The organism is Brevundimonas sp. (assembly GCF_035561115.1).
In the GTDB taxonomy this organism is placed as follows: Bacteria; Pseudomonadota; Alphaproteobacteria; order Caulobacterales; family Caulobacteraceae; genus Brevundimonas.
The window spans coordinates 78,623-105,085 of sequence record NZ_DATMYH010000089.1 but is presented as its reverse complement, the minus strand read 5'-3'; the positions used below and the strand labels follow the sequence as shown (position 1 = coordinate 105,085).

Sequence of the window (26,463 nt, the reverse complement as noted above, 5' to 3'; positions counted from 1 at the left end):
GGGGCCGGCGTGACCCCTCATCCGTCTCGCTTCGCGAGCCACCTTCTCCCGCAAGGGGAGAAGGGAAGTCAAACCAGGCTCGGCAGGTTGAGGCCATGCTCGCGGGCGGCCTGTTTCGCGATCTCATAGCCGGCGTCGGCATGGCGCATCACGCCGGTGGCCGGGTCGTTCCAGAGGACGCGTTCGAGGCGTTTCGCCGCCTCGGGCGTGCCGTCGGCGACGATGACCACGCCGGAATGCTGGCTGTAGCCCATGCCGACGCCGCCACCGTGGTGCAGCGACACCCAGCTGGCCCCCGAGGCCGTGTTCAGCAGGGCGTTCAGCAGGGGCCAGTCGGACACGGCGTCCGAGCCGTCAATCATTGATTCCGTCTCACGGTTCGGACTGGCGACCGAGCCGGAGTCGAGGTGGTCGCGGCCGATGACGATCGGGCCGCTGAGCTCGCCCGAGGCCACCATCTCGTTGAACATCAGGCCCGCGCGATGGCGGTCGCCGAGGCCGATCCAGCAGATGCGGGCCGGCAGGCCCTGGAAGGCGATGCGCTCGCCGGCCATGTCGAGCCAGCGGTGCAGGCCGGCGTTGTCGGGGAAGAGCGTCTTCATCGCCGCGTCGGTCCTGCGGATGTCGTCCGGATCGCCGGTCAGGGCGGCCCAGCGGAAGGGGCCGATGCCGCGGCAGAACAGGGGGCGGATGTAGGCGGGCACGAAACCGGGGAAGTCGAAGGCGTTCTTGACGCCCGCGTCGAAGGCGACCTGACGGATGTTGTTGCCATAGTCGGTGACGGGGACGCCGGCCGACTGGAAGTCGAGCATGGCCTGGACGTGGATCGCGCAGGAGGCGCGGGCCGCGGCCTCGACGGCGGCGGGGTCGGAGACGCGCCTGTCCTCCCATTCGGCCACGGTCCAGCCCTGCGGCAGATAGCCGTTGATCAGGTCGTGGGCGCTGGTCTGGTCGGTGACCAGATCGGGGCGGACGCCGCGCCTGACGAGTTCAGGCAATACATCCGCTGCATTGCCCAACAGGCCGACGGATATGGCTTTTCCGTCTGACTTCGCCTGTTCGATCAGGGCCAGCGCTTCATCGAGGGTCTCGGCCATGACATCGAGGTAGCGGGTGCGCAACCGCATCTCGATCCGGCTGCGCTGGCATTCCACGGCGAGGCAGGAGGCGCCGGCCATGGTCGCCGCCAGCGGCTGGGCCCCGCCCATGCCGCCGAGGCCGGCGGTCAGGATCCATTTGCCCGACCAGTCGCCGCCATAGTGCTGGCGCCCGGCCTCCATGAAGGTCTCGTAGGTGCCCTGAACGATGCCCTGGGTGCCGATGTAGATCCACGAGCCGGCCGTCATCTGGCCGTACATCATGAGGCCCTTGCGATCGAGTTCGTTGAAATGCTCCCAGGTCGCCCATTTGGGCACGAGGTTTGAGTTGGCGATCAGGACGCGGGGGGCGTCGGCGTGGGTGCGGAAGACGCCGACCGGCTTGCCGGACTGGACCAGCAGGGTCTGGTCGGGTTCGAGCGCGCGCAGCTCGTGGACGATGCGGTCGAACGAGGGCCAGTCGCGCGCGGCCTTGCCGATGCCGCCGTAGACGACGAGGTCCTCGGGCCGCTCGGCGACCTCGGGATCGAGGTTGTTCATCAGCATGCGCAGGGCGGCCTCGGCGGCCCAGGTCTTCGCGGTCATCTCGAGACCGCGCGGGCTGCGGATGACGCGGGTGTTCGGGGTCTGTTGAGTCGTCATGGCGGCCTCTCTACGCTGCCCGCCCATGACCTTGGAAGACTCAGACGCGCTGGGATGGCGCAGCGTAGCCGATCTGATCGGTGACTGCCCCGATGCGGCGGTGGCCCTGATCGGGGCCGGACTGAATGAACGGTCGCTGACGCCGGGACGATGCGACCTTGGGCCAAAGGCGTTCCGGGCCGTGCTGCCGCGGTTCTCGACCTATGATGTCGAGACCGGCGGCGAGCTGTCGACGCGGGTGCATGACGCGGGCGACGTGGCCCTGAAGGGCGTCTCGCCGGCCGATGCCTTCGGGCCGGTGCGGGATGCGGCGGCGGCGCAGGGGACGCGGGCGCTGACGGTGCTGATCGGGGGCAACAACGCCATCACCCGGCCCGGCGTGCATGCACTGGGGCTTGAGAGGGTCGGGGTGCTGACGCTGGACGCCCATTTCGACCTGAGGGACACCGATCAGGGCCTGACCAACGGCAACCCGATCCAGGCGCTGCTGGAAGACGGGCTGGACGGGCGGCGGATCAGTCAGGTCGGCCTCGCGCCCTTCGCCAATACGAAGCGGGCGCATGAGAAGGCGAAACGGGCGGGGATAGCGGTGCGGACGGCGCGGGAATGCCGGGACGAGGGTCTGGCGACCGTCGTCGGGCAGGAACTGTGGCGGCTGTCGGAGCTGTGCGAGGTCATCTACGTCGATTTCGACATCGACGTGATCGACCGCAGCCAGTGGCCGGCGTCGCCGGGCGCGCGGCCGGGCGGGGTGTCGGTGCAGGACTTCTTCGACGCGACGCGCGTCATCGGGGCGCATCCGAAGGTCAGGGCCGTCGACCTGACGGAATATGATCCCTCGCTGGAGATCGGCGATCTCGGCTCGCTGACGGCGGGGCGGTGGTTCTGCGAGCTGCTGGCGGGGTTCGAGGCGCGATGATCCGCGCGGACAGGCTGATCACCGACTGCCGCCTGGCGACCATGGTCGAAGGCGGCGAGGCCTATGGCGCGATCGAGGACGGGGCGATCCTGATCCGCGAGGGGCGTATCGCCTGGGTTGGACCGCGGACCGATCTGCCCGAGCATACGGCGGCGGAGACCGACCGTCTGGACGGGCGCTGGGTCACGCCGGGGCTGATTGACTGCCACACCCATCTGGTGTTCGGCGGCGACCGGTCGGGCGAGTTCGAGCAACGGCTGAACGGCGCGACCTATGAGGAGATCGCGCGCGCGGGGGGCGGCATCGTCTCGACCATGGCCGCGACGCGGGCGGCCTCGGAGGAGGACCTCTACGCCAGCGCGCGGGCGCGGCTGGCGGGACTGAAGGCGACGGGCGTCACCACGGTCGAGATCAAGTCGGGCTACGGGCTGGACCGCGACAGCGAGCTGAAGATGCTTCGGGTCGCGCGCCGGATCGGGCGCGAGGGCGGGGTGCGGGTGCGCACCAGCTATCTGGGCCTGCATGCGGCGCCGCCGGAGCTCGATCGGGCCGCCTATGTCGATCTGGCGATCGACGACATCCTGCCGGCGGCGCACGCCGAAGGACTGGTCGACGCGGTCGACGCCTATTGCGAACCCATCGCCTTCACCGTCGAGGAGACGGCGCGGCTGTTCGACAAGGCGCGGGCGCTGGGGTTGCCGGTCAAGCTGCATGCGGACCAGCTGTCGGACGGCGGCGGGGCGGCGCTGGCGGCGCGGTATCAGGCCCTGTCGGCGGACCATGTGGAGCACACGACCGAGGCCGGCGTGCGGGCCATGGCCGGGGGCGGGGTGGTCGCCGTGCTGCTGCCGGGGGCGTATCTGATGCTGCGCGAGACGACCCCGCCGCCGATCGACCTGTTCCGGAGGCATGGGGTGGCGATGGCGGTGGCGACGGACTGCAATCCGGGCACCTCGCCGGTCGCCTCGATGACGGCGGCGATCACCCTGGCCTGCGTGCAATTCCGGCTGACGCCCGGGGAGGCGCTGGCGGGGGCGACGCGGATCGCGGCGCGGGCGCTGGGGCTGGGCGACGAGATCGGGACGCTGGAGGCCGGCAAGGCGGCCGATCTGGCGGTGTGGGACATCACGCGGCCGGCGGAACTGGCCTACTGGCTGGGCAAGCCGCTGCTGGAGCGGAGCTATGTCGCGGGGCGGCGGCGGTAGGGCCGAATCCCTGTATCGTGCGTGCAGGAGACCGACATGAGCCGACGCCCGGACGCTATGGAACGCCTGCTGATCGCCGCGCTCGTCGCGACGACCCTGCTGATGGGCGCGGCTACGGTTCTGCTGACCACGACCCTGCTGGGCCGGGCCTAGGGCCGCCAGGTCACCCTGTCGGCGAGATCGGGACGGGGACGTTCCAGCGGGGCCTCAGCCAGCGTTCCGATGTGGACGAAGCCCGCCACCTGCTCGCCGCCGCCGACGTCGAGGATGTCCAGCGCCTGCGGATCGTAGCTGTACCAGTCGGTGATCCAGCTGGCCGAATAGCCCAGGGCGTTGGCGGCGTGCTCCAGGTTCATGCAGACGGCGCCGGCGGACAGCTGCTGCTCCCACTCGGGGACCTTCTGGCTGGGAACGGGGGCCGAGACGACCATGATGGTGACCGGCGCGGCCGTCAGCTTGCCCAGTACGGCCTTCGCCTTGTTCGGCTCCGGCTGGAGGGCGGCCAGCGGAGTCAGGGCCTCCGCCAGTTCGGCGCGGGACTGACGGCCCAGCACCACGAGCCGCCACGGAAACAACTTGCCGTGGTCGGGGCTGCGGGCGCCGAGGGTCAGGATGTCCCCGATCTCTTCGGCGGAAGGGCCGGGTTCGGTCAGGGCCTGGGCCGGGGCCGAGCGGCGGGTCGCCAGCCTGAGGCGCAGTTCGTCGGAAGATGTCGGGGCGGGCAGGGGGTCGCCGAGGGCGAAGCGCGGCAGGGCGGGACGGGTCATGCGGCTCACATGGCGTCGCCCGCGCGAGACGTCAAACGGCCGGCGCCGTTGCGGGACGGGCGGACCCTCGCCATACGCACGCCATGACCGATTCCCGCACCGCCTTCGACGCCGATCGCCCGCTGCCCGCATGGGATGACGGAAGCGACCGGCCGCCGCCCTGGACCGACCATGGCTCGGCCACCGTGTTCGAGAACCCATGGATGCGGCTGACGCGACACGATGCGTCGGCGCCGACAGGGTTCAAGGCGGACTATGTCGTCATGCGGCCGCGCAATCTGTCCGTCGGCGTGCTGCCGGTCCACGACGACGGGACGGTGACCCTGGTCGGCCAGCAGCGGTTCGCCCTGATGAACTGGTCGTGGGAGATGCCCGAGGGCGGCGCGCCGTTCGACGAGGATCCGATCGAGGGCGCGCGACGCGAACTGATGGAGGAGGCGGGACTGGAGGCGGCGACCTGGATTCCCGCCTGCAAGGCCGAGATGAGCAATTCGATCACCGACGAGCGGGCCATGGCCTGGATCGCCTGCGGGCTGACGCCGGTTCCGGTCGCGCCCGATCCGACCGAGATCATCCGTGTCGTCCGCGTGCCGTTCGGCGACCTGCTGCGCGAGATCGGGACCGGCGCGATCCGGGACATGTTCACGCTGGCGACGGCGCTCAGGGCCTACCATATGGCGCGGGAGGGCGAACTGCCGCCCGAACTGGCGAAGGCCATGCTGGCGAGCGTATGATGCAGGCGAAGGAGCCGTTGATGCCCAAGCTTGAAGTCGTCGCCGCACGCACCGAACCGTGGGCCCTGCTGCGCGCCGCGGCCGAGGAGACGGTGCGCGGCGAGCCGCATCTGGCCTCGCAGCTCAACGCGGTGATTCTGTCGCACAATGACCTGGCCTCGGCCCTCAGCTTCCAGATCGCGCGCAAGCTGGGCGACAGCGAACTGGGCGCCATGTCGGTGCGCGAAATCTGCCGCGACGCCTTTGACGCCGATCCGCGTATCGTGGCGTCGGCGGAAGCCGATCTGCAGGCTGTCGCCGAGCGCGATCCGGCGATCAAGTCGCTGTTGCAGCCCTTCCTCTACTTCAAGGGCTTCCAGGCCCTGCAGGCCCATCGGGTGGCGCACTGGCTGTGGGGGCAGGGGCGCGAGGCGCTGGCCTTCCACTTCCAGAGCCGGATTTCCGAGCTGTTCCAGGTGGACATCCACCCCGCCGCGCGGATGGGCTCGGGCCTGTTTCTGGATCACGGCACGGGCATCGTCATCGGCGAGACGGCCGTGGTCGGCGATGAGGTGTCGATGCTGCACGCCGTCACCCTGGGCGGCACCGGCGCCGAGCGCGGCGACCGCCATCCCAAGATCGGCAAGGGCGTGCTGCTGGGCGCGGGGGCCAAGGTGCTGGGCAACATCACCGTCGGCGACTACGCCAAGGTGGCCTCGGGCTCGGTGGTGCTGAAGGACGTGCCGGCCGGATGCACGGTGGCGGGCGTGCCTGCGCGGCTGGTCAACTGCCCCACCGGGGCGACGCCGGCGCGGACCATGGACCATACGCTGGCCGACATCGTCTACGACTTCGTCATCTAGGTCGTCTCTTCTACCCCTCCACCCCTTCGGGGTCCCCCTCCCCATCTGCGATGGGGAGGAGACAGTAATCCGGGGTTTCCCTGCCGGACGGGTTTCTCTAGGGTCCGCGGCTTCACGAGTGATCCCCGAGGCCGACCATGAACACCGCCGACATGAAGCGCGTCGAGACGCACCTGAAGCGCACCTTCAACACGGGCGGCATCATCCTGAAGCCGCGCGGCAAGCCCAGCGACTCGGCCGAGGTCTATGTCGGCGACGAATTCATCGGCGTCGTCTTCGAGGACGAGGACGAGGCCGGCAGCTTCATGTTCGAGATGGCGATCCTGGCGGAAGACCTGCCGCAGGACTGAATTCTCCGGCGCAGGCCGGGCACGAAAAAGCGCCGGTGGAGCGATCCACCGGCGCTTCGTCGTTCAGGCGTCGCGATTTATTTCTTGCCGAAGATCGCGTCGAGCAGGCCGGACAGGAAGCCCTTCTCGGCGGGCTTGGGAGCAGCCGGTTTCGGAGCCGGGGCCGGAGCGGCGGCGACGGGTTTGGGAGCCGGCGCGACAGCAGCGGGTTTCGGCGCGGCGGCCGGAGCAGCAGCCGGTTTCGCGGCGACGGGCTTCGGCGCGACGACCGGCTTGGCGGCGGGCTTCTTCGCGGCGGGTTTGGGGGCCGCCTTCGGAGCCGGTTTGGCGGCGGCCTTCTTCACTGCGGGCTTCTTCACGGCGGCGGGTCTGGGCGCAGCGGCCTTGGCCGGGGCGACGGTTTTGGTCGCCGGTTTGGCGGCGGCCTTCGGCGCGGCCTTCTTCACGGCCGGCTTGACGGCGGCCTTGGGCGCAGCGGCCTTCGCGGCCGGTTTCGCGACGGCTTTCGGCGCAGCGCTCGACTTTGTCGCCGGTTTCGGCTTGGAAGCGGCGGCGGCCGCCTTCGGTTTGGCGGTACTCGGCTTGGATGGTGCTTTAGCCATGGATTCCCCGACCCCTCGGTTCAGTTGGTTGATGCTGGCGGCGGAGCGCACGCCAGCGCGCGCCTCGATTCGATATGATAGCGGTGTTTGAGAAATGTCCGAGTCCGCAGTTCAAATAATCGCCAGAGGCCCGCGGAGCGTCGCCGAAGCCGCCGCCGCATCGCTGGACTCCGATCCGCTCCTTGAAGGCGCCACCTATTCGATCCTCGAGGAAGACGAGGACCGGGGCATATGGCGGATCGACGCCTTTCCCAATGATGAAGACGACGCGCGCGGCATCGAGGCGCGGCTGAAGGCGCACGACGGCCTGACCGTCGTGGTCGAGAAGCTGGCCGACGCCGACTGGCTGGCCATGTCGCTGTCGGGCCTGCCGCCGGTGCGGGCCGGACGGTTCTTCGTCTACGGCGCCCACGATCAGGGCATCGTGCCGAAGAACACGGTGAACCTGAAGATCGACGCCGGCGCCGCCTTCGGCACCGGGCACCACGGCACGACGGTCGGCTGTCTGGTCGCCTTCGACGAACTGCTGAAGCGCGAACGGTTCGAGCGGGTGCTGGACGTCGGCTGCGGAACCGGCGTGCTGGCCATCGCGGCGGCGAAGACCGGATCGAAGGTCGCCGTCGGCACCGACATCGACCAGCCCTCGGTGCGCATCGCCAACGAGAACGCCAAACTGAACCAGGCCAACGCCCGCTTCGTCCACGCCTTCGGCCTGAACGACCGCAAGGTGCGGGGGCAGGGGCCCTACGATCTGGTGTTCGCCAACATCCTCGCTCCGCCTCTGGTGAGCCTGTCGCAGGACATCAAGGAGGCGCTGAGCCTGGGCGGGGTGGCGATCCTGTCGGGCCTGCTGCGGACGCAGGAGCGGCGGGTGTCGGCGGCCTATCTGTCGCGCGGCTTCATCCTCGAACGGCGCATCCATCGCGACGCCTGGAGCGCCCTGGTGCTGCGGCGGGTGGGTTAACGGCGGAACGGAGGCGAAGCGCAGTCGTTGCGGCAGTTCATTGGAGGACTGCCTTGTGACCCAGTACGATCCGAACGACCCGAACTACGTCCCGCCCGGCACGCCGGTCTACACCGAGACCGTGACGACCACCGCGCCGCTTCACACCGAGACCGTGGAAACCACGGTGGTGCGCGAGGCCAACAACACCGGCTGGTGGATCGCCGGCATCCTCGGCGGCCTGGTCATCCTCGCCGTGCTGTGGATCCTGTTCGCACGCGGCGCCGGGCCGCAGTCGGACGAGGCCCTGCTGCAGGCCCAGGCCGATGCGGCGGCGGCCCAGGCCCAGGCGGACTCCGCCCTGATCCAGGGCCAGGTCGCCGGCGCCCAGGCCAGTGTCGACATCGCCCGCGCCGACGCCGCCCGCTCCCAGGCCGAAGCCGTCCGCGCCGCCAGCGAGGCCCGGGCCGCCGAGGCGCGCTCATCCTCGCCGGTGATCATCGAACGCGAGGTCCCGGCGCCCGCGCCGGCCCCGAACGGCGGCGTGACCGTCGTCACCCCGACCTCGCCGCAGAATTGATGCCGCACTCTCCCTCCCCTTCGGGTGAGGGATGTCGGCGCGCAGCGACGACAGGGTGGGGACGGCGCGATGATCCGCCGAGCCGCCCCCACCCGGTCGCTGCGCGACCACCCTCCCCCAAGGGGGAGGGAGAAGTCGGTTTCGGCCTCTCCCCATGACCGTGGCGGTGGTGCTATGCCTCCGCCATGCGCCAGTCCTTCGACGAAACCACCGATCCGTCCTTCGGAGCGAAGCACCTTCCCCGCGTCCGCGCGAAGATGGCCGAACAGGGCCTGGACGGCCTGCTGGTCCCGCATGAGGACGAGCACCAGAACGAATATCTGCCCGCCGCCAACGACCGGCTGGCCTGGCTGACCGGTTTCACCGGTTCGGCCGGCGCGGGCGTGGTGATGAAGGACCGCGCCGCCGTCTTCGCCGACGGCCGCTACACCGTCCAGGTCCGGGCCCAGGTCGACGCCGGCCAGTTCGAGATTCTCGATCTCGATGGCGGCGGGGTGGCGAACTATCTGGAGCGCGCGCCGAAGGGCTCGGTGATCGGCTACGATCCACGGCTGCACAGTCCCGATGCGCTGGCGCGGCTGAAGCGGGCGGCGGCGAAGGCCGGGGCCGAGCTGAAGCCCGTCGAACCCAATCCGCTGGACCTGGCCTGGGCCGACGAACGGCCGGGCCAGCCGGCGGCGCCCGTCGTCCCGCACGAGGATCGTTACGCCGGCGAGAGCAGCGCCTCCAAGCGCGCGCGCATCGGCGAGGCGGTGGCCAAGGCCGGCGCCGACGCGGCGGTCCTGACGGCGCCGGCGTCGCTGGCCTGGCTGTTCAATATCCGCGGGGGGGACGTGATCCGCACGCCCCTGCCGCTGGGGCAGGCGGTGGTGAGGGCCGACGGCACGGCCAGCCTGTTCCTCGACCCGCGCAAGGTCACCAACGAACTGCCCGGCTGGCTGGGGGACGCGGTGACGCTTGAGGCGCCCGAGGCGCTGGAAGGCGCGCTGGACGCCCTGTCGGGCCAGAAGGTGCTGGTCGATCCGGGCCAGTCGTCGGCCTGGTATTTCGACCGGCTGGCGGCCGCCGGCGCGACCGTGGTGCGGGGCATGGATCCCTGCGCCCTGCCGCGGGCCTGCAAGAATCCCGTCGAGATCGAGGGCGCGCGTCAGGCCCATATCCGCGACGGCGCAGCCCTGACCCGCTTCCTGCACTGGGTCGACACCGTGGGGCAGCAAATCCTCCCCGATGAGCGTCAGGTGGCCGAGGCGCTGGAAGGTTTCCGCGAGGCGACCGGGGCGCTGAAGGACCTGTCGTTCGACACCATCGCGGGGGCAGGTCCGAACGGCGCCCTGCCGCACTACAAGCCGGTGACGCGCACCATCCGACGTATGGAAAAGGGCAGCCTGTTGCTGGTGGACGGCGGCGGCCAGTATCTGGACGGCACCACCGACGTGACGCGCACCATGGCCGTGGGCGAGCCGACCGCCGACCAGCGCCGGATGTTCACCCTGGTGCTCAAGGGCCATGTGGCCATGGCCACGGTTCGCTTCCCCGCCGGCACGACGGGGCATCAGCTGGACGCCCTGGCGCGCCTGCCGATGTGGATGCAGGGCTTCGACTACGACCACGGCACCGGCCACGGCGTCGGCTCGTATCTGGGGGTGCACGAGGGGCCGCAGCGGATCGCCAAGGCGGTCAACAGCCAGCCGCTGCTGACCGGGATGATCCTGTCCAACGAGCCCGGCTATTACCGCGAGGGCCACTGGGGCATCCGCATCGAGACGCTGCAGGTGGTGACGCCGCCCGAGCCCGTTCCCGGCGGCGAACGGCCGATGCACGGCTTCGAGCAGCTGACCCTGGCGCCGCTGGACCGCAAGCTGATCGACGTCGATCTGCTGACCCCGGACGAGCGCGCCTATGTCGACGCCTATCATGCCGGGGTGCTGGCCAAGGTCGGGCCGTTGCTGGACGGGGCAGCGCTGGACTGGCTGAAGGCGCAGGCGGCCCCCTTGAAATAAGGCCGAACGGCGCCCATCTCCCGTGAGCCGGCGGATGCGTCGCCGGTCCCCCACATTTCAAGGAGAGCGCTGATGAAGACGCGCACGCTGGGCCGTTCGGGTCCCGAGGTTTCGGCCATCGGCCTGGGCTGTATGGGCATGGCCGCCTTCTACGGCCAGCCGTCGGACGAGGGGCAAGCGACGGCGGTGATCCACCGCGCGCTCGACCTCGGCGTCACCTTCTTCGACACGGCCGAGATGTACGGCCCCCACACCAACGAGATCCAGGTCGGCAAGGCGCTGACCGACCGCCGGGACAAGGCCTTCGTCGCCACGAAATTCGGCATCGGCTACAACGCCGACCGCACGGCCCTGTCCGTCGACGGCTCGCCGGCCAATGTGCGCCGCGCCATCGAGGGCAGCCTGAAGCGGCTGGGGATGGACCACGTCGATCTCTACTATCTGCACCGCGTCGACCCCGACACGCCGATCGAGGAGACGGTCGGGGCGATGGGCGAGCTGGTGAAGGAGGGGAAGGTGCGCTTTCTCGGCCTGTCGGAGGCCTCCCCGGCGACCCTGCGCAAGGGTCATGCGGCGCACCCGATCACCGCCCTGCAGACCGAATATTCCCTCTGGACCCGCGATCCCGAGGACGAACTGCTGGCGACCTGTGAGGAGCTGGGCATCGGCTTCGTGCCCTACAGTCCGCTGGGCCGGGGCTTCCTGTCGGGCGAGATCAAATCGGTCGACGACCTGGCGCCCGACGACTTCCGCCGCTCGAACCCGCGTTTCCAGGGCGAGAATTTCCAGAAGAACATCGACCTGGTCCATGCGGTGGCCGGGATCGCGGCGGACAAGGGCGTGACGGCGGCGCAGCTGGCCCTGGCCTGGGTGCTGGCGCAGGGCGAACACCTGGTCCCGATCCCCGGCACGCGGCGCATCCGGACGCTGGAAGAAAACGTGGCGGCGGTCGACATCGCGCTGACGCCCGAGGATCTGGCGCGCATCGAGGCGGTCTTCCCCAAGGGCGCGGCCGCGGGCCATCGCTACGCCGAGGCGGCGCGGGCGGCCCTGAACCGCTAGCCGGGCGGCGGCGTCGGCGGCGTTCGCCGGGCCGCGAGGCTGGCGTGGGTGGCGCCGGCCAGACCGGCCAGACCCAGATACTCGGGGCCGGACAGGCCGTGGATGATGACGGATCGGGTCACCCGGCGTGCGTGGGCCACGGCCCGCTCGGCCCAGAACGAGAAGTCGGCCGGCTCAAGCGGATGCTGGCCGGCCTCGAAGGCCACGCCCTGAAGGCGGACGCCGCGCAGATCCTCGGGCGAACGGCCGGGGGCCTCGCGCAGCTTGCCGACCACGATGACGCAGAATGGCTTGATCAGCACGGTGACGGCGGCCAGGGCGCTGCCGGGCACGCCCTCGATGTCGCTGATCTCGCAGATGAGGCCCTTTTCGACGCCCTGGGTCGCCTCCTTGAAGCGGGCGATCAGGGGACCGCGGCCGCGCTGGCTGGAGAGGGTCGTGTAGGATACGGGCAGGAAGAGGGTCGGCTGTTTGGCGTTGCCCTGTTCCGAGCGAAGGCGGCTGACGCCGCGCGCGATCGTCGCGAGATCGACCTTCTCGATGTCGGCGGTGGTCAGGTTGCGCTGTTCCTGGGCGTTGAGTTCGATCTCGCCGGGCATGTGCAGGACGCGGCGGACAATCCTGAAGCCGATCTGGGCGAAGGTCTTGAGCTCGAACACCGGTTCCAGATGGCAGGAGACCCGCAGGGTCCGTCCGTCCGCGGCGACGAACGGATTCCAGGATGAGGGGAGTGCATCCGTTTCCGGCTGGACAGGCGGCGGTTCGGATTTGGCCGCCGCGACGGCATAGGCCTGGTCGATCTCGGCGGCGAAGATGCGGCCGCCGCTCAGGCTGGTGACTTCCAGGACGTCGGCGGCCTCCGGCGCGGCCCCGCCGAGGAAATGGGTCAGAAGTTCACGCAGATACAACAGGCAGGACACCTGGCCGCTGAACTTGCCCAGGCCGGGCTGGACCACCAGATAGTCGGTCGGCGACACCCGCTGGAAGAAGCCGCCGCCCTCGAGATGGCGCGTCAGGGTGCGTTCGACGTGGTCGTAGATCTGCTCCTGGCGGCCTTCCCACTTGTCCCCGAGCCGCTCGGCTACGGCGTCCAGGCCGATCAGATTGATCCGGCCTTCTTCCAGCATTCCCGACGCCTGGAAGCGTTCGAGCGTGGGTCCAAGCTCGTGGGTGGAGAAGCGCTCGACGCTCGGCCGGGCCTCCAGCCCGTCGGCGACAAGGGAACTGGCCATGAAGTCATTGAAACCAGAACGGATTATTTATTGGTGAAGTCCTCAGCCGATCAGGGCCAGCCATTCATCCTCGGTCAGCACCTGCACCCCGTGCTTCAGCGCGTCGGCCATCTTCGAGCCCGCGCCCGGTCCGGCGACGAGATAGTCGGTCTTCTTCGACACCGAGCCGGACACCTTGGCCCCGAGGCTTTCGGCGCGTGCCTTGGCCTCGTCGCGGGTGAAGCGTTCCAGCGCGCCGGTGAAGACCACGGTCTTGCCGGCGACTGCGGTGTCGGACTTCGGCTTTTCGGCGTCCTCGATGCGGTCGAGCTCGGCGACGAGCGCGTCGACCATGGTGCGGTTGTGGGTCTCGCGGAAGAACAGGGCCAGCGCCCGGGCCGCGACCGGGCCGACGCCCGAGACGCCGGCGATCTGGCCCAGGCCTTCTGACGGCCCCTCGTCGCGCGCCACTGCAGACAGCCGAACCAGGTCGGCCCAGTCATCAGCCAGGGTCGCCAGTCCCCGCCGGGCGGGCGCAGCGAGACCGGGGAAGGCGAGGGCGATCTTCTGGTCGATCGGCGCCTCGGGCCATGGATCGGCGGCGGGCGGCGTGGCCTCGGCCAGGGTCGCCACCACGCGCGGCGAGACGGCATGGGCCTCGTTCAGCCGGATCCAGTCCTCGCTCGGCATGCCCTCGGCGGCGGCGAGACAGGCGGCCTTGAAGGCGGGCCAGGTCTCGAAGGCGCGGGCAAGAACGATGGACGTCTGTTCGCCGATGTCGCGCACGCCCAGGCCGTAGATGAACCGGTCCAGCGCGATGGTGCGCCGGGCGTCTATGCCGGCGACCAGATTTCGCACGCTGGTCTCGCCATAGCCGTCCTCGGCGCGCAGGGCGTCCAGCTTTTCCGCATCGCGGGCGAGGCGGAAGATGTCGGCGGGCTGGTTGATCCAGCCCCGCTCATGGAAGGCGGTCAGCTGTTTCTCGCCCAGCCCCTCGATGTCGAAGGCGCGCCGGCTGCAGAAATGCTTGAGATGTTCGATGCGCTGGAACGGGCAGGCCAGTTCGCCGGTGCAGCGGCGCACTACCGATTCCTCGCCCGAGGCGTTGGTTTCCTTCACCAGGGCGGTCTTCAGCGGGCAGATGCAGAGGTGCGGAAACTCCCACGGCTCGCCGCGGCCGGGGCGGTCGGCGTCCACGACGCCGAGGATCTGCGGGATAACGTCTCCTGCGCGCTGCAGGGTGACTGTGTCGCCGAGCCGGACGTCGAGCCGGGCGATCTCGTCGGCGTTGTGCAGGGTGGCGTTGCGCACGACGACGCCGCCGACGGTGACGGGATGGAGGCGGGCCACCGGCGTGTGCGAGCCGGTGCGGCCGACCTGGATGTCGATGTCCTCGAGCACCGTCTGGGCCTGCTGCGCCGGGAATTTATGGGCGATGGCCCAGCGGGGGGTGCGGGCGACGAAGCCGAGGCGGGCCTGCCAGTCCAGCCGGTCGACCTTGTAGACCACGCCGTCGATGTCATAGCCGAGCGTGGCCCGGTCCGTTTGCAGGCCGTCGTAGAGCGCCATCAGTCCGGCCGCGTCCTCGACCCGACGCGAACGGTGGTTGACCGGGAAGCCCCACGACCGGAGCGTCTGCAGGGCGTCCCACTGGGTCCCGGCGAATGACGACGACACCTCGCCCCAGGCGTAGGCGAAGAAGCGCAGGGGGCGTTTGGCGGTGATCGCCGCATCCTTCTGACGCAGCGAACCCGCGGCGAAATTGCGCGGGTTGGCGTAGGTGCGCGTTCCAGCCGCCTCCGCCGCGGCGTTGAAGGCGTCGAAGGCGTCATTGGGGGCGTAGACCTCGCCCCGCACCTCGACCACGGCGGGCCAGCCCGAGCCGGACAGACGTTCGGGAACGTCCTCGAGCGTGCGAAGATTGGCCGTGACGTCCTCGCCCGTACGCCCGTCTCCGCGGGTGGCGCCGGTGACCAGCACCCCGTTCTCGTAGCGCAGGTTCGCGGACAGGCCGTCGATCTTGGGTTCGGCGACGAAGGCCACAGGCTCGTCCGCCGGCAGTTTGAGGAATCGGCGGATGCGGGCGACGAAGTCGGCGACCTCGGCCGCGTCGAAGGCGTTGTCCAGCGACAGCATGGGCACGCCGTGCCGGACCGGCGCGAACTGGCTCGAGCCGGCCGCGCCCACGACCTGCGAAGGCGACGCGGGGCCGGTGAGGTCAGGGAACTGCTCCTCGATCTCCAGCGCCCGGCGCTTGAGCGCGTCGTATTCGGCGTCCGAAATCTCGGGGGCGTCCTGACGGTGATAGAGGGCGTCGTGCCGGGCCAGTTCGGCGGCCAGCCGGTCGAGTTCCTCGCGGGCGGCGGACTCGCTCAGCTGATCGACGGGGGTCTCGGACATGCGCAGCTCGCCAGAAGGATTCTTCCGTTGTTCTAGCATCGCCGGCGCGGCTTTCGAGGCCTTGTCGGCGGGTGGGCGGGAATGACAGGGAGTTAATCTGACACCGGCGCCGACGACCGCTAGCCTCGCGCCGTCCCTTCAGGAGCCGTCATGCGTCCCGTTCGTATTCCCGCCCTGTCGCCGCTCGCGGCGGCTCTCTTCCTGTCAGCCTGCGCGAATGCGGCGCCGACTCCCGTCGTCGTGACGCCGCCGGCGCCCCCGGCCATGCACGCCCGGTTGCTGGACGACGTGCGCATCCTGTCGGCCGAAGACATGCAGGGTCGCGACACCGGCGCGCCCGGCGGGGAGATGGCGCGCAACTACATCGTCGGACGACTGGAAGCCCTTGGCGTCGCGCCGCCGCCGATGGGCCGGATGCAGCCGTGGGAAATGCAGGGCCGCACCCGGGCGGGAGCGAAGACCTGGAACGGCGTCAATGTCATCGGCCTGATCCCGGGAGCCCGCGTCGCCAACCGCTATATCGTCGTTACCGCCCACTACGATCACGTCGGGGTCAACGCCGAGGGCCAGGTCTTCAACGGAGCGGACGACAACGCCTCGGGCGTCGCCACCATGCTGGCCCTGGCCGCGGACCTGAAGCGGGAGGCTCCTGACCACAGCGTGCTGATCGTGGCCCTCGACGGCGAGGAACGCGGGCTGCTGGGAGCGAGGCATTTCGTCGAGGCGCCGCCGGTGCCCCTGACCTCGATCGCCATGAACCTCAATTTCGACATGACCGCGCGCGCCGAGACCGACGGCAAGCTGTGGGTCACCGGCACCTACCAGAACTCCGCGTTCCGGCCGATCCTGGAAGCCATTCCCGCCAACGGCGCCGTCGCCCTGGCCTTCGGCAAGGACACGCCGCAGGACACCGGCGAGGACAACTGGGTCGAGTCCTCGGACCATGCCGCCTTCCACCGGGCCCAGATTCCGTTCCTCTACCTGGGGGTCAACTACCACCCGGACTATCACCGCCCATCGGATGATTTCGAGCGCATCACGCCGTCGGTGTTCATCAGCGCGACCGAACTGTCGATCGCGTCGTTCCGGGCGCTGGACGCCGCGCTGGACCGCTAGTCGCGAGCGCGTTTCGGTCGCAAAGATCGGGCTTGAAAAGCCTGCGCTGAGGTCGTTTGGTCCGGGAGATCGGAGGCGACCCCATGACCGCAATCCACCGGCCGACCATGGATCTCTCCATGGTCCAGAAAATCCGCAAGGCGGCCGTGCTCGCCGCTCTCGCGGGCCTTGTCGGGCTCGCCCTGGTGACCCAGTCGATCGGCGGGGTCGACAGCGAATGGCATGAGCATGTCGAGAGCGCGGGATTCGTCGCCATGATCCTGGCGATCGTCGGCCGGGCCTGGTGCTCGCTCTATATAGGCGGACGCAAAAAGGCCGAGATCGTCGACCGGGGCCCCTATTCGATCAGTCGCAACCCGCTGTATATCTTCAGCTTCGTCGGCGCGTTCGGCATCGGAGCCCAGAGCGGCAGCGTCACCATCGGCCTGATGTTCGTTCTCGCGGCGATGGCCGTCTTCTACCTGACGGTGCTGCGTGAGGAAGCCTTCCTGGAGCGGGAGTTCGGGGCGGTCTATGCCGCCTACAAGGCCCGCACGCCGCGCTTCTGGCCGCGCTTCTCGCTGTGGAAGGACGAGGAACAGCTGACGATCCGGCCAGCCCTGTTCGTGACCACGATCCGCGACGGTCTGGTGTTTCTGCTGGCCATTCCGGTGTTCGAATTGATCGACGCCGGACAGGCGGCGCACTGGCTGCGGGTCGTCGCGCGTCTGCCTTGACGGTGGACAGCGGAGCGCGGGCGTGGTCCGGTCCGCGGCGAACACCCGAGGGACAATGATATGCGACATCTGATCGGCCTTGCCGCGGGGCTCCTGATCCTGTCGGCCTGCGACCGTCCCGCCAAGCCGGCCGATGCGCCTGCGGCTCCCGGAGCTTCGGCCGCCCGGGCGTTCAGCTATGCTGCGACGTCGGACCTGTCGGGCTTCTACATGCCGGTGAGCGAGGTCCGTCTGGGCAAGTGGAGCTTCGATCACGTCTTCATCGGCCAGTCGGCCGAGTTCCAGGAGTGGACGGGCGCGGACACCGAGGCGACCTTCGCGCCCGTCATGCTGCAGTTCAAGGACGAGACCAGTCCGATGGTGGAAACCGAACTGGGCGAAACCCGAAGCATCGCCCCGCGGGTTCTGCCCACCCGCTACGCCGTGTCCGACGACCGGATCGAGTTCGAGGGGACATCGCCCGAACTGGGCGCCGTGCGCTTCGAGGGGCGAATCGACCAGGGCGTTCTGGCGACCTCGCGGCGCAACCTGGGCGATGAGGGCGTCGTGGTGACCGGAACCCTGACCGCCGCCGGCCAGACCGTGCGGGACGTGCGCCTGCGCTGGTGGATGGGCGACTGACCGGGCGTCAGCCGCCGTTGCGGATATCCAGCTTCAGACCCATGGCGTCGGCCAGGGCCTTGCCGCGTCGCCGGGTCTGCTCGCCCAGCAGCACGTCGGCGTAGCCGTCGGCCGCCGTCAGGACGAGGGTCCCGCTCTCGACCGCGGCGCGGGCGTTGACCAGCAGTTGCGGCGCGCGGCCGGACAGGTCGCAGGCCAACCGGATGGCGAGCCCCAGGGCGCGGGCCCCCTGCCGCTGTTCCTCGGTCAACAGGCGCGTGACGGTGTCCGGCTCGGGCGTGCCGGTCGGGCCGCCGTATCGGGCGTTGACCGCCGTAGCCAGCCAGGCGCGCTCGGCGTGAGTCTGGCCCGGGACCGGCGCCCGCAGCACCTGGTCGAAGGCCAGTTCGACACGGTGGTCCGGATGCAACCGGGCCCCCAGATCCGCCAGCCGGCAGGCCGCGTCCGCCAGCACGTCGTCGCGGACCTTGTCGAAAGTCACCGGCATGGCCGCGAGCAGGGGCGCGATCCAGCCCTTGAGCGCGCCGGGCAAGGTCGGAGAAATGCCCTGCCGGGCGCCGAGAGCCGACGAGCCCGCCAGCAGGGGGTCTGCGGCGGCGATCTCGGGCTCAAGCGCCTCATACAGCATGCCTTCGCGCACGCCCCAGGCCGAGGCGACGACCCGTTTGAGTTCCAGCCGCTCGACCAGCGCCTCCAGAACAAGGGCGGCGTGGGGCAGGATTTCCGACCGCTTCTTCGAGACGCCCGGCCATTTTTCGAGTGAGGCCTTCGACGCCCGCGCGACCAGCCCGGCGGTGGCCAGCACCTCATCGGCGCTCATGGCGTACTGATGGACGATGCGCAGGGGATAGCCGTTCATTTCCATGTGCACCTGGGCCAGCGTCCGCCAGGCCCCGCCCACGGCGTAGAGGGTGTCGGCCTTGAAGTCCGCGACCGGCTTCAGCCGTTTGGCGATCGCCTCACGCAGCCGGTCGGCGTCGAAGCCGCGTTCGTCAGCCAGGGCGAACGGGCCGAGGGGCAGGGTCACGCCGCGCCCGACCTCGCCGTTCGAGATGCGCACAAGCTCCAGACTGGAGCCGCCCAGATCGCCGGCGACGCCTTCGGCGCCGGGTATGCCGGCCAGGACGCCGAGGGCGGCGTAGCGGGCCTCCTCCTCGCCCGACAGGACGCGGATTTGCAGTCCGGTTTCGGCGGCGACCTTGTCGCAGAAGGCCCGTCCGTCCGCGGCTTCGCGGACCGCCGCCGTGGCCGCGACGAACACCAGGGCGGGGCGCACGCCCTCGATGACCGCGGCGAACCGCTTCAGCGCCGTCAGGGCCTGGGCCGCGCCCTCGACGGACAGCTGACCCGTGACGGCCAGATCGCGGCCGAGCCCGGCCAGGACCTTTTCGTTGAACACGGTCCAGATGGCCCGGCCTTCGAGCCGGTACAGGACCAGGCGGACCGAGTTGGAGCCGATGTCGATCGCCGCGACGTCGCGGGGCGCGCCGATCGCCGACAGCAGGGCCGCGGACATCAGCGCTTCTTCCGCGAGGGTTCGTAGCTGAGCTGGCCGGGCAGGGTCTTCACCTTGCGGCCCCGGCCCGACAGGCTGGGGTTGGTCATGAAGTATTTGTGGGCCGAGAAGGGCCGGTCCGGATCGGCGGGCTGAACCCGCTGATAGGCGCCGTCGGCGGACAGCACCCAGCTCTGGGCGTCGTCCTTGAGATTGGCGACCATGATCTGGTCCAGCACCTGGTCGTGGACGGTGGCGTTGAGCACGGGGGTCATGAGCTCGACCCGACGGTCCAGGTTCCGGTTCATCCAGTCGGCGGACGAGATGAAGACCCTGGCCTTGTTGTGCGGCAGGTCCCGGCCGTTGGCGAAGGCGACGATGCGGGCGTGCTCCAGGAAGCGGCCGACGATCGACTTGACCCGGATGTTCTCGGACAGGCCCTCCACGCCGGGGCGCAGGCAGCAGATGCCGCGCACGATCAGCTCGATGCGCACGCCCCACTGGCTGGCGCGGTACAGGGCGTCGATGACCTGCGGGTCGACGAGGGAGTTCATCTTGGCCCAGATGGCGGCGGGCTTGCCCTGGGCCGCGGCGGCCATCTCCTTGCCGATCAGGTCGATCAGGGTGGTCTTCATGTTCAGCGGCGAGACGACCAGCGCCTCCAGCTCGTCAGGCTGGGCGTAACCGGTGATGTAGTTGAACACCCGCGAGGCGTCGCGGCCCAGCATGGGGTCGCAGCTGAACAGGCTCAGATCGGTGTAAACCCGCGCCGTCACCGGATGGTAGTTGCCGGTCCCGAAGTGGCAGTAGGTCCTCAGGGACTCGCCCTCGCGCCGCACGACGACGCTGAGCTTGGCGTGGGTCTTCCATTCGACGAAGCCGAAGACGACGTGGACGCCCGCCCGCTCCATGGCCCGCGCCCAGCGCAGGTTAGCCTCTTCGTCGAAACGCGCCTTGATCTCGACCAGGGCGGTGACGTTCTTGCCGTTCTCGGCCGCCTCGATCAGGGCGGCGACGATGGGGCTGTCCTTCGAGGTGCGGTACAGCGTCTGTTTGATGGCGATGACGTTGGGGTCGCGCGCGGCCTGGCGCAGGAACTGGACCACCACGTCGAAGCTCTCGAACGGGTGGTGGATCAGCATGTCCTTCTCGCGGACCGCGGCGAAGATGTCGCCGCCGTTGTCGCGCACCCGCTCGGGATAACGGGGCTCGTAGCCCTTGAACTTCAGGTCGGGGTGGCCCGAGGGTATCAGGTCGGCGACCTGGGCCAGGCCCAGCATGCCGGCGACCAGGACCACGTCCTGCGGCGCGGCGTCCAGTTCGTTGGTGATGAAGGTGCGCAGATCGTCTGGCATGGACGCCTCGATCTTGATGCGCACGACCGAGCCGAGACGGCGCTGCTTCAACGCCTCCTCGAACTCCATGACCAGATCCTCGGCCTCCTCCTCGATCTCGATGTCCGAGTCGCGGATCAGGCGGAAAACCCCGCGCTCCAGCACGTCGCAGCCAGGGAACAGGTGGTCGATGAACAGGGTCAGCAGGCTTTCCAGGCTGACGTAGCGCTTCTTGCCGGGGCTGGACCGGCCGTCGGTCGCCAGCGGCCAGAACCGCTTCACCTGGGTCGGCACCGGCACCAGGGCGTAGAGGGTGCGGTTGTCCGACCGCCGCTTCAGCTTCAGCGCCAGCGAGAAGCCGAGATTGGGCAGGAAGGGGAAGGGGTGGGCCGGGTCGATCGCCATGGGCGTCAGCACGGCGAACAGCTGGTTGAGGAACTCGGGCTCCAGCCGGTCCCGTTCGGTCTTGCTGATCCTGTCGGCGTCGACCACCTCGATGCCGGCGATGGTCAGTTCCTTGCGCAGCTTGCGCCAGCGCCGCTGCTGCTCGGCCATCAGGGCGCCGGCGGCGACATTGACCTTGTCCAACTGTTCGGCGGGCGTCAGGCCGTCGGCTGACAGCACCCGCACCCGCTCGCGGACCTGGCCCTTCAGCCCGGCCACGCGGGTCATGAAGAATTCGTCCAGGTTGTTGGCCGAGATGGACAGGAAGCGCAGCCGTTCCAGCAGCGGGTGGGCCGGATTGGCGGCCTCTTCCAGCACCCGGCCGTTGAAAGCCAGCCACGAGATTTCGCGGTTGAAGAAGCGGGTGGGCGACTGCATCAGCTCTTCGGACAGATGCAGCTGCGGCGCGCGCGAGGACGGGACCTCCTCGCCCCGGGTCTTGTCGCTGATCGCCGCGTCGGTCATGCGCCGGTTCTGGCGTGTCGCGCGTCTCGCCGCAACCTCGTTCCGGATACGGAAACGCCGCCGGATCGTGCGATCCGGCGGCGCTTCTTCCGTAGGCTGACGAACTACCAGCGCCAAGCGTCGTAGATGACCTCGATGATGTAGCCGTCGTAGGCGTCGATCAGATAGATGTGGTTGTCCACCAGCACCCAGCGCGTGCCCTCGGGCGGATAGCCGAGGCCGTAGGTGCGCCAGTCGTTCAGCTGATAGCGCCAGAAGATCGAGGGCAGGTACTGGCCCTCGTAGTAGCGCTGGCCCCAGTAGTTGCGCGGAACCTGGTAATAGCCGTAGCCCGGCGCGAAATAGAAGCCGATGCGCAGGCCGTTGTAGCCCCGGAAACGGCGGTCGTTGCGCCACCAGTCGGACCGGTGGCTGCGGTTCCAGTCGCGCCGCCAGGAGTCGCTGCTGAAGCGCTGGCGGAACTCGCGGTATTCGCGCCGGTCCTGACGGTTTTCGCGACGGTCCTCACGGCGATCCTGGCGGTTCTCCCTCCGGTCTTCGCGTCGATCCTGACGGTTCTCGCGACGCTCCTCGCGGTCTTGCGGCGGCGTGTGGGGGCGGTCGTCGCGACGCTCCCGCCGCTCTTCGCGGCGGTCCTGGCGGTTCTCCTGACGGTTCTGCTGCCGCGCCTCACGGGCGCGGGCGTCGAGAATGTCCTGGTTGTTGCGGAACAGGGGCTGGTTCGGATCGCGAGGAGTCCCGGGCTGGCGCGCTTCCTGCCGGTTTTCCCGCCGCTCCTCGCGACGCTCCTGCCGGTTTTCCTGCCTTTGCTCGCGGTTCTGCGGCGGCTCGGGGCGCGCCTCCTGGCGGCTTTCGCGCCGCTCTTCGCGGCGTTCCTGCCGGTTCTCGCGCCGCTCTTCGCGTCTCTCGCGCGGAGCCTCGGCCTGGACCGGAGCGTCGGGGATGATGCGTTCCCCGCCGTTCTGGCGGGCGGCGCCGCGTCGGCCGCCGCCCCGTTCGCCGTCCTGGGCCAGGGCGGTGAGCGGCGCGGCCGCGGGCACGGCGAAGGCCGCCACGGCTGCGGCCATCATCAGAGTGCGTTTCATGGTCTCGGTCTTTCCCCGCACGTCCCTGTCAGACGGCTTGATTGAAACGTCGCGCCAGGTCGATGAACCGTGACTGAACGAACGCCGTTGCAAGGTTAACTTTCGGATAGAAAACGCCCCGCAGCCAAGGCCGCGGGGCGCTTCCCGGACGATGCCCGAGGGCTAGAATGCGCCGGACAGGACGCTGGCGATCAGGCCCGTGGCGACGGCGATCATGACAATGTCGTTGCCGGCGTGAACGTAGCGGTAGCCGCGCGGGGCCGGACCCAGGCCATAGACGTACGGATCGCGAACGTAGTAGCCGCGATAGGCCGGGGGCAGGTAGCCGCCGCGCTGCCAGCGATAATTGTAGTAGCGCGGCTCGACCCGATAGTAGCCGTAGCTGGGGGCGTACCAATAGCCGCTGCGGACGCCGCGATAGTCGCGGAAGTCGTCCCGGCCGCGCCACCAGTCGCGATTGCTACGGTCCCACCGCCGGTCGCGGCGGAAGTCCCGGCGGTCCTCACGGCGTTCCTCGCGGAAATCGCGGCGATCGTCGCGCCGGTCCTGACGGAATTCCCGGCGATTGTCGTACTCGCCGCTGCGCCAGTCGCGCCGGTCGTCGCGCCGCTCCCGGCGATAGTCCTGGCGGTCGTCGCGCCGGTCCTCGCGATACTCGCGGCGGTTCTCGCGGCGGTCGCCGCGGCTCTGGGCCTCGGCGGCGAGCGGGGCGGCGGTGGCCAGCACCAGCCCGAGCACGGCTGCCCTGGTGAAGCGGTTCATGGTCGTCTCTCCGGCTGGACGGAGACTGGCTGCCGTCCGTTAATCACGACGCGACGCTCATCCCCTGCGGATGAATGCGTCCTGAACGCGTCTGTCAGGTGCGCTGTTGTGCGAGGCGTCGCGGACGCCCACCTGAGATCCTGCCGTTTCAGGAGCGCCGAATGACCCGTCCGATCGAACTCTGGTACTGGCCCACCCCGAACGGCTGGAAGATCTCGATCGCCCTTGAGGAAATGGGCCTGCCCTACGAGATGAAGCCGGTGAACATCGGCGCCGGCGACCAGTTCGCCCCGGCGTTTCAGGCCATCAGCCCCAATGGCCGGATGCCGGCCATCGTGGACCCCGACGGGCCCGACGGTCGGCCGCTGTCGATCTTCGAGTCGGGGGCGATCCTCCAGTATCTCGGCGTGAAGTCCGGCCGCTTCTATCCGCAGGACCCGCGCGGCAAGGTCGAGGTGGACCAGTGGCTGTTCTGGCAGGTCGGGGGACTCGGGCCGATGGCGGGTCAGACGCACCATTTCCGACAATACGCGCCGGCCCTGATCAAGGATCAGCGCCAGATCGCCTATGGCGTCCGCCGCTACACCGACGAAACGCACCGGCTTTACGGCGTGCTGGACCGAAGACTGGCCGACCGTGACTTTTTGGCCGGCGACTATTCCATCGCCGACATGGCCAGCTGGCCATGGATCCTGCCCGAGCTTCAGGGGCAGAACCTCGACGAATTTCCGCACCTCTCGGCCTGGATGAAGCGGGTCGGCGAACGGCCGGCCGTGATCGCCGGCCGGGCGCTGGGCGAGGCCCTGCGGGGCAATCTGGCGTCCTCGGGCAAGTCTGCGGAGGCGGCGCGCAAGGTCCTGTTCGGTCAGCGGGCCCGGTGATTTTTCGTTAGGCGGTATGACTCAGGGATTTACGAGAGATTTCAGAGGTCTGAATCGGTTCGAGAGTATTCATTTTCGTTTTACTGAAAAGCTTGGCGGGCCGTTTCGCTGTTAACTTTAACTTCAAACCGCGGGTATTTGATCGCTGTCAGAGGGCAGGGCCAGAACGGCCCAAAACCCGGGAGACACGGTGATGAACGCGCAAGAAATGGCGCCGGAAATCGATCAGGAGCAGGGCCAGAATTCTGGGCTCCCCCTGCCCGCCGCCGACATGAGCGGCGACGATCTGTTCCGGCTGGGCATGATGTATTCGAGCGGCCAGGGCGGTTGCCCGATGGACCGCGTTTCGGCCCATATGATCTTCAACCTCGCCGCCATGAAGGGCAGCATCGAAGCGCGCGTCTATCGCCGCGAGATGAGCCAGGAGATGGAGCAGGACGAGATCGCCGAGGCCCAGAAGGCCGCCCGCCGCTGGATCGACGCCGGAGTCGTCTCGCTCGCGGCCTGAGGCTGACGGTCGCGCCGGCGCGCAACAGCGAACCTATACGCGCCTGAACCGTTCAGCTTCCATGCTGGGGAATTTTCTTCTCGACGCGCTGGAGCCCGACGACCTGGCGCGTTTGCGACCCCACCTCAGCCCGGTCGAACTCAAGGCCGGCGATATCATCTATTCCCCCGGGGACGAGGTGGCCCAGGTCTGGTTTCCGCTGGGAGGGCTCCTGTCCATCCTCTCGGTGCTCATCGACGGAACCCAGGTGGAAAGCTCGGTCGTCGGGCGCGAAAGCGCCGTAGGATTTGTCGAGGCCTGCGGCGGCGGCGTCAGCCACTCGCTGATCATCTCGCAAATGAGCGGCCGGGCTCTGCGCGCGCCGGCGGCCCGATATCGCGAGGCCTTCAACGAGAGCGTTCAGCTGCGGAAGGCCGTCAACCAGCACATTGAACTGCTGCTGGCGGAGGCGCGGCAGGAGATCGCCTGCCACGGCGCCCACCAGGCCCCTGCGCGCCTCGCCCGCTGGCTGCTGGTGTGCCTGGACAAGGCTGGATCGAGCGAGATCCAGATGACGCAGGAGTTTCTCGCGACCATGGTCGCCGCCCAGCGCACCACCATTTCCGCAATCGCCAGCCAGATGCAGGCTGACGGCCTGATCCGTTACGTCCGTGGAAAGATCGCCATTCGCGACGCCGCCGGCCTCGAGCGGCGGGCCTGCGAATGCTACGCGACGATGAAGCATTTTCGCCGCGTGTTGGGCCAGCCCGGCGCCGGGCCCGCGCGGGCCGGACTGGAGGCGGCGGAGCAGGCCGTCTCGAGGCCCTAGAAGCTCTGATACTGCCCGCCGAGGGCGTAGGTGAAGCCGACGGGCAGGGCGTTGCGGAACAGGGTGACGAAATTCGCCACCTCGCCCAGCGTTGATCGCGGCACGAAGATGATGTCCCCCCGCCGCAAGGCCACCACCTCGCCCCGCCGGGGCCGCAGATCCACCGCTCGCATCATCCGCACGCCGCCCGGCCCGCGCCGGATCAGCGCCGCTTCGCCCTGTTTCGCGGTGGGCAGGAAGCCGCCGGCCTGAATGACCGCCTGATAGGCGTCGATGTCGCCGGGCATGTCGTAGACGCCGGGAGTCCGGACCTCTCCGTCGACCCAGACCTTCAAGGGTCCAGCGGTTTTCAGCGTCACCTCGACCACGGGCCGACGCAGCTGACTGGCGTAGGCGGCCGAGGCGTCGGCCTCCAGTTCGGCGATGGTGCGGTCGGCGGCCATGATCTGGCCGACCAGCGGCAGCGAGATGCGCCCGTCCGGCCCGACCTTCTGCGTCCGCGTCAGCTCGACCGCCGTGGGCGTGGCGATCTCGATCTCGTCGCCGGGATAGAGAACGTATTCCGGCTCGGTCTCGGTCCAGTCGGCGAAGCCGATCTCGGGGAAGGAGGTCCGGCCGACATTCTGCACGCGATCGCCGCCGGAATCCCGGGGCAGGGGCATGCGGTCGCCATATTCGCCGCCGGTGAGACTGCTCGCCACGCCGCCGCAGCCGCCGGCCATCGCGCCCGCCCCGACAAGGCCCAGCAGCATCAGGCGGCGGTCGATGGACATGGCGGATTCGTTCCTCAAGGCGACGTTGGAAGCAGCGTCGTCGCTTATGGGTAACCGCTGGTTAACGCCGGTAGCCCAAGGCTTGGCGGGTCAGTCCTGTT

26 protein-coding genes are annotated in these 26,463 nt (G+C 69.3%); 16 read left to right on the top strand and 10 right to left on the bottom strand.

Features of this window, described 5'->3' with window-relative positions; all coding sequences use genetic code 11:
- Positions 1–68: 68 nt before the first annotated feature.
- A complete protein-coding gene (gene hutU, locus VN378_RS11975; protein ID WP_325743805.1) occupies positions 69–1,739 on the bottom strand; it encodes a urocanate hydratase in 1,671 nt (556 codons plus the stop codon).
- Between the two features lie 25 nt (positions 1,740–1,764).
- Between hutU and VN378_RS11970 the strand changes: the two genes are divergently transcribed.
- Together VN378_RS11970 and hutI are read left to right on the top strand one after the other, a co-directional pair.
- Positions 1,765–2,658, top strand: coding sequence for an agmatinase family protein (locus VN378_RS11970; protein ID WP_325743804.1), 894 nt, complete (start codon positions 1,765–1,767; stop codon positions 2,656–2,658).
- On the top strand, positions 2,658–3,863 hold the full coding sequence (gene hutI / locus VN378_RS11965; RefSeq protein ID WP_325743814.1) for an imidazolonepropionase: 1,206 nt from the start codon (positions 2,658–2,660) through the stop codon (positions 3,861–3,863). Before VN378_RS11970 ends, hutI begins: the two co-directional genes overlap by 1 nt.
- 149 nt (positions 3,864–4,012) lie before the next feature.
- Here the strand turns inward: hutI and VN378_RS11960 are convergent, their stop codons facing one another.
- Entirely contained in the window at positions 4,013–4,630 is a 618-nt protein-coding gene (locus tag VN378_RS11960) for a nitroreductase (protein WP_325743803.1), read from the bottom strand.
- Between the two features lie 83 nt (positions 4,631–4,713).
- On the opposite strand from VN378_RS11960, the gene VN378_RS11955 reads away from it, so the two are divergent.
- From VN378_RS11955 to VN378_RS11945, 3 genes are all read left to right on the top strand, one after another.
- Positions 4,714–5,364, top strand: coding sequence for an NUDIX hydrolase (locus VN378_RS11955; protein ID WP_325743802.1), 651 nt, complete (start codon positions 4,714–4,716; stop codon positions 5,362–5,364).
- 20 nt (positions 5,365–5,384) lie between these two features.
- Positions 5,385–6,206 carry a serine O-acetyltransferase gene (gene cysE / locus VN378_RS11950; RefSeq protein WP_325743801.1) on the top strand — a complete coding sequence of 274 codons (822 nt, stop codon included), beginning with the start codon at positions 5,385–5,387 and terminating at the stop codon, positions 6,204–6,206.
- Between the two features lie 137 nt (positions 6,207–6,343).
- A complete protein-coding gene (locus VN378_RS11945; RefSeq protein ID WP_325743800.1) occupies positions 6,344–6,556 on the top strand; it encodes a DUF3126 family protein in 213 nt (70 codons plus the stop codon).
- Between the two features lie 77 nt (positions 6,557–6,633).
- On the opposite strand, the gene VN378_RS11940 is transcribed toward VN378_RS11945, so the two are convergent.
- Positions 6,634–6,900 carry a hypothetical protein gene (locus VN378_RS11940; protein WP_325743799.1) on the bottom strand — a complete coding sequence of 89 codons (267 nt, stop codon included), beginning with the start codon at positions 6,898–6,900 and terminating at the stop codon, positions 6,634–6,636.
- Between VN378_RS11940 and VN378_RS11935 the strand changes: the two genes are divergently transcribed.
- From VN378_RS11935 to VN378_RS11915, 5 genes are all read left to right on the top strand, one after another.
- Positions 6,881–7,249: a hypothetical protein gene (locus VN378_RS11935; protein WP_325743798.1), complete on the top strand. Its 369-nt coding sequence runs from the start codon at positions 6,881–6,883 to the stop codon at positions 7,247–7,249. The two genes, VN378_RS11940 and VN378_RS11935, sit on opposite strands and share 20 nt — an antisense overlap.
- Before the next feature lie 3 nt (positions 7,250–7,252).
- Positions 7,253–8,122 (top strand): 50S ribosomal protein L11 methyltransferase, encoded by an 870-nt coding sequence (locus tag VN378_RS11930; protein WP_325743797.1) that lies wholly within the window; start codon positions 7,253–7,255, stop codon positions 8,120–8,122.
- 55 nt (positions 8,123–8,177) lie between these two features.
- On the top strand, positions 8,178–8,681 hold the full coding sequence (locus VN378_RS11925) for a hypothetical protein (protein ID WP_325743796.1): 504 nt from the start codon (positions 8,178–8,180) through the stop codon (positions 8,679–8,681).
- 185 nt (positions 8,682–8,866) lie between these two features.
- Entirely contained in the window at positions 8,867–10,681 is a 1,815-nt protein-coding gene (locus VN378_RS11920) for an aminopeptidase P family protein (protein WP_325743795.1), read from the top strand.
- Between the two features lie 72 nt (positions 10,682–10,753).
- Positions 10,754–11,743: an aldo/keto reductase gene (locus VN378_RS11915; RefSeq protein ID WP_325743794.1), complete on the top strand. Its 990-nt coding sequence runs from the start codon at positions 10,754–10,756 to the stop codon at positions 11,741–11,743.
- On the opposite strand, the gene VN378_RS11910 is transcribed toward VN378_RS11915, so the two are convergent.
- Both VN378_RS11910 and ligA read right to left on the bottom strand, forming a co-directional pair.
- Positions 11,740–12,975, bottom strand: coding sequence for a hypothetical protein (locus VN378_RS11910; RefSeq protein WP_325743793.1), 1,236 nt, complete (start codon positions 12,973–12,975; stop codon positions 11,740–11,742). The genes VN378_RS11915 and VN378_RS11910 overlap by 4 nt on opposite strands.
- Positions 12,976–13,017: 42 nt before the next feature.
- On the bottom strand, positions 13,018–15,354 hold the full coding sequence (gene ligA, locus VN378_RS11905) for an NAD-dependent DNA ligase LigA (RefSeq protein ID WP_325743792.1): 2,337 nt from the start codon (positions 15,352–15,354) through the stop codon (positions 13,018–13,020).
- 150 nt (positions 15,355–15,504) lie between these two features.
- Between ligA and VN378_RS11900 the strand changes: the two genes are divergently transcribed.
- From VN378_RS11900 to VN378_RS11890, 3 genes are all read left to right on the top strand, one after another.
- Positions 15,505–16,470, top strand: a complete 966-nt coding sequence (locus VN378_RS11900) for a M28 family peptidase (RefSeq protein ID WP_325743791.1) — start codon at positions 15,505–15,507, stop codon at positions 16,468–16,470.
- A gap of 83 nt (positions 16,471–16,553) precedes the next feature.
- Positions 16,554–17,186 (top strand): isoprenylcysteine carboxylmethyltransferase family protein, encoded by a 633-nt coding sequence (locus VN378_RS11895; protein ID WP_325743790.1) that lies wholly within the window; start codon positions 16,554–16,556, stop codon positions 17,184–17,186.
- A gap of 60 nt (positions 17,187–17,246) precedes the next feature.
- Positions 17,247–17,807, top strand: coding sequence for a hypothetical protein (locus VN378_RS11890; protein WP_325743789.1), 561 nt, complete (start codon positions 17,247–17,249; stop codon positions 17,805–17,807).
- A 7-nt stretch (positions 17,808–17,814) separates the two neighbouring features.
- On the opposite strand, the gene VN378_RS11885 is transcribed toward VN378_RS11890, so the two are convergent.
- The 4 genes from VN378_RS11885 to VN378_RS11870 all read right to left on the bottom strand — a co-directional run bounded on the left by VN378_RS11885 (position 17,815) and on the right by VN378_RS11870 (position 23,392).
- Positions 17,815–19,323, bottom strand: a complete 1,509-nt coding sequence (locus tag VN378_RS11885) for a Ppx/GppA phosphatase family protein (RefSeq protein ID WP_325743788.1) — start codon at positions 19,321–19,323, stop codon at positions 17,815–17,817.
- Positions 19,323–21,545 (bottom strand): RNA degradosome polyphosphate kinase, encoded by a 2,223-nt coding sequence (locus tag VN378_RS11880; RefSeq protein WP_325743787.1) that lies wholly within the window; start codon positions 21,543–21,545, stop codon positions 19,323–19,325. The genes VN378_RS11885 and VN378_RS11880 overlap by 1 nt, the downstream gene beginning before the upstream one ends.
- A 104-nt stretch (positions 21,546–21,649) precedes the next feature.
- Entirely contained in the window at positions 21,650–22,630 is a 981-nt protein-coding gene (locus VN378_RS11875) for an RcnB family protein (protein WP_325743786.1), read from the bottom strand.
- A 162-nt stretch (positions 22,631–22,792) separates the two neighbouring features.
- Positions 22,793–23,392 (bottom strand): RcnB family protein, encoded by a 600-nt coding sequence (locus VN378_RS11870; RefSeq protein WP_325743785.1) that lies wholly within the window; start codon positions 23,390–23,392, stop codon positions 22,793–22,795.
- 161 nt (positions 23,393–23,553) lie between these two features.
- On the opposite strand from VN378_RS11870, the gene VN378_RS11865 reads away from it, so the two are divergent.
- From VN378_RS11865 to VN378_RS11855, 3 genes are all read left to right on the top strand, one after another.
- Positions 23,554–24,273: a glutathione S-transferase family protein gene (locus tag VN378_RS11865; RefSeq protein ID WP_325743784.1), complete on the top strand. Its 720-nt coding sequence runs from the start codon at positions 23,554–23,556 to the stop codon at positions 24,271–24,273.
- Positions 24,274–24,466: 193 nt separating this feature from the next.
- Positions 24,467–24,781, top strand: a complete 315-nt coding sequence (locus VN378_RS11860; protein ID WP_325743783.1) for a sel1 repeat family protein — start codon at positions 24,467–24,469, stop codon at positions 24,779–24,781.
- A gap of 61 nt (positions 24,782–24,842) precedes the next feature.
- Positions 24,843–25,589 (top strand): Crp/Fnr family transcriptional regulator, encoded by a 747-nt coding sequence (locus tag VN378_RS11855; protein ID WP_325743782.1) that lies wholly within the window; start codon positions 24,843–24,845, stop codon positions 25,587–25,589.
- Here the strand turns inward: VN378_RS11855 and VN378_RS11850 are convergent.
- Positions 25,586–26,362, bottom strand: coding sequence for a polysaccharide biosynthesis/export family protein (locus VN378_RS11850; RefSeq protein ID WP_325743781.1), 777 nt, complete (start codon positions 26,360–26,362; stop codon positions 25,586–25,588). The two genes, VN378_RS11855 and VN378_RS11850, sit on opposite strands and share 4 nt — an antisense overlap.
- Positions 26,363–26,463: the final 101 nt, after the last annotated feature.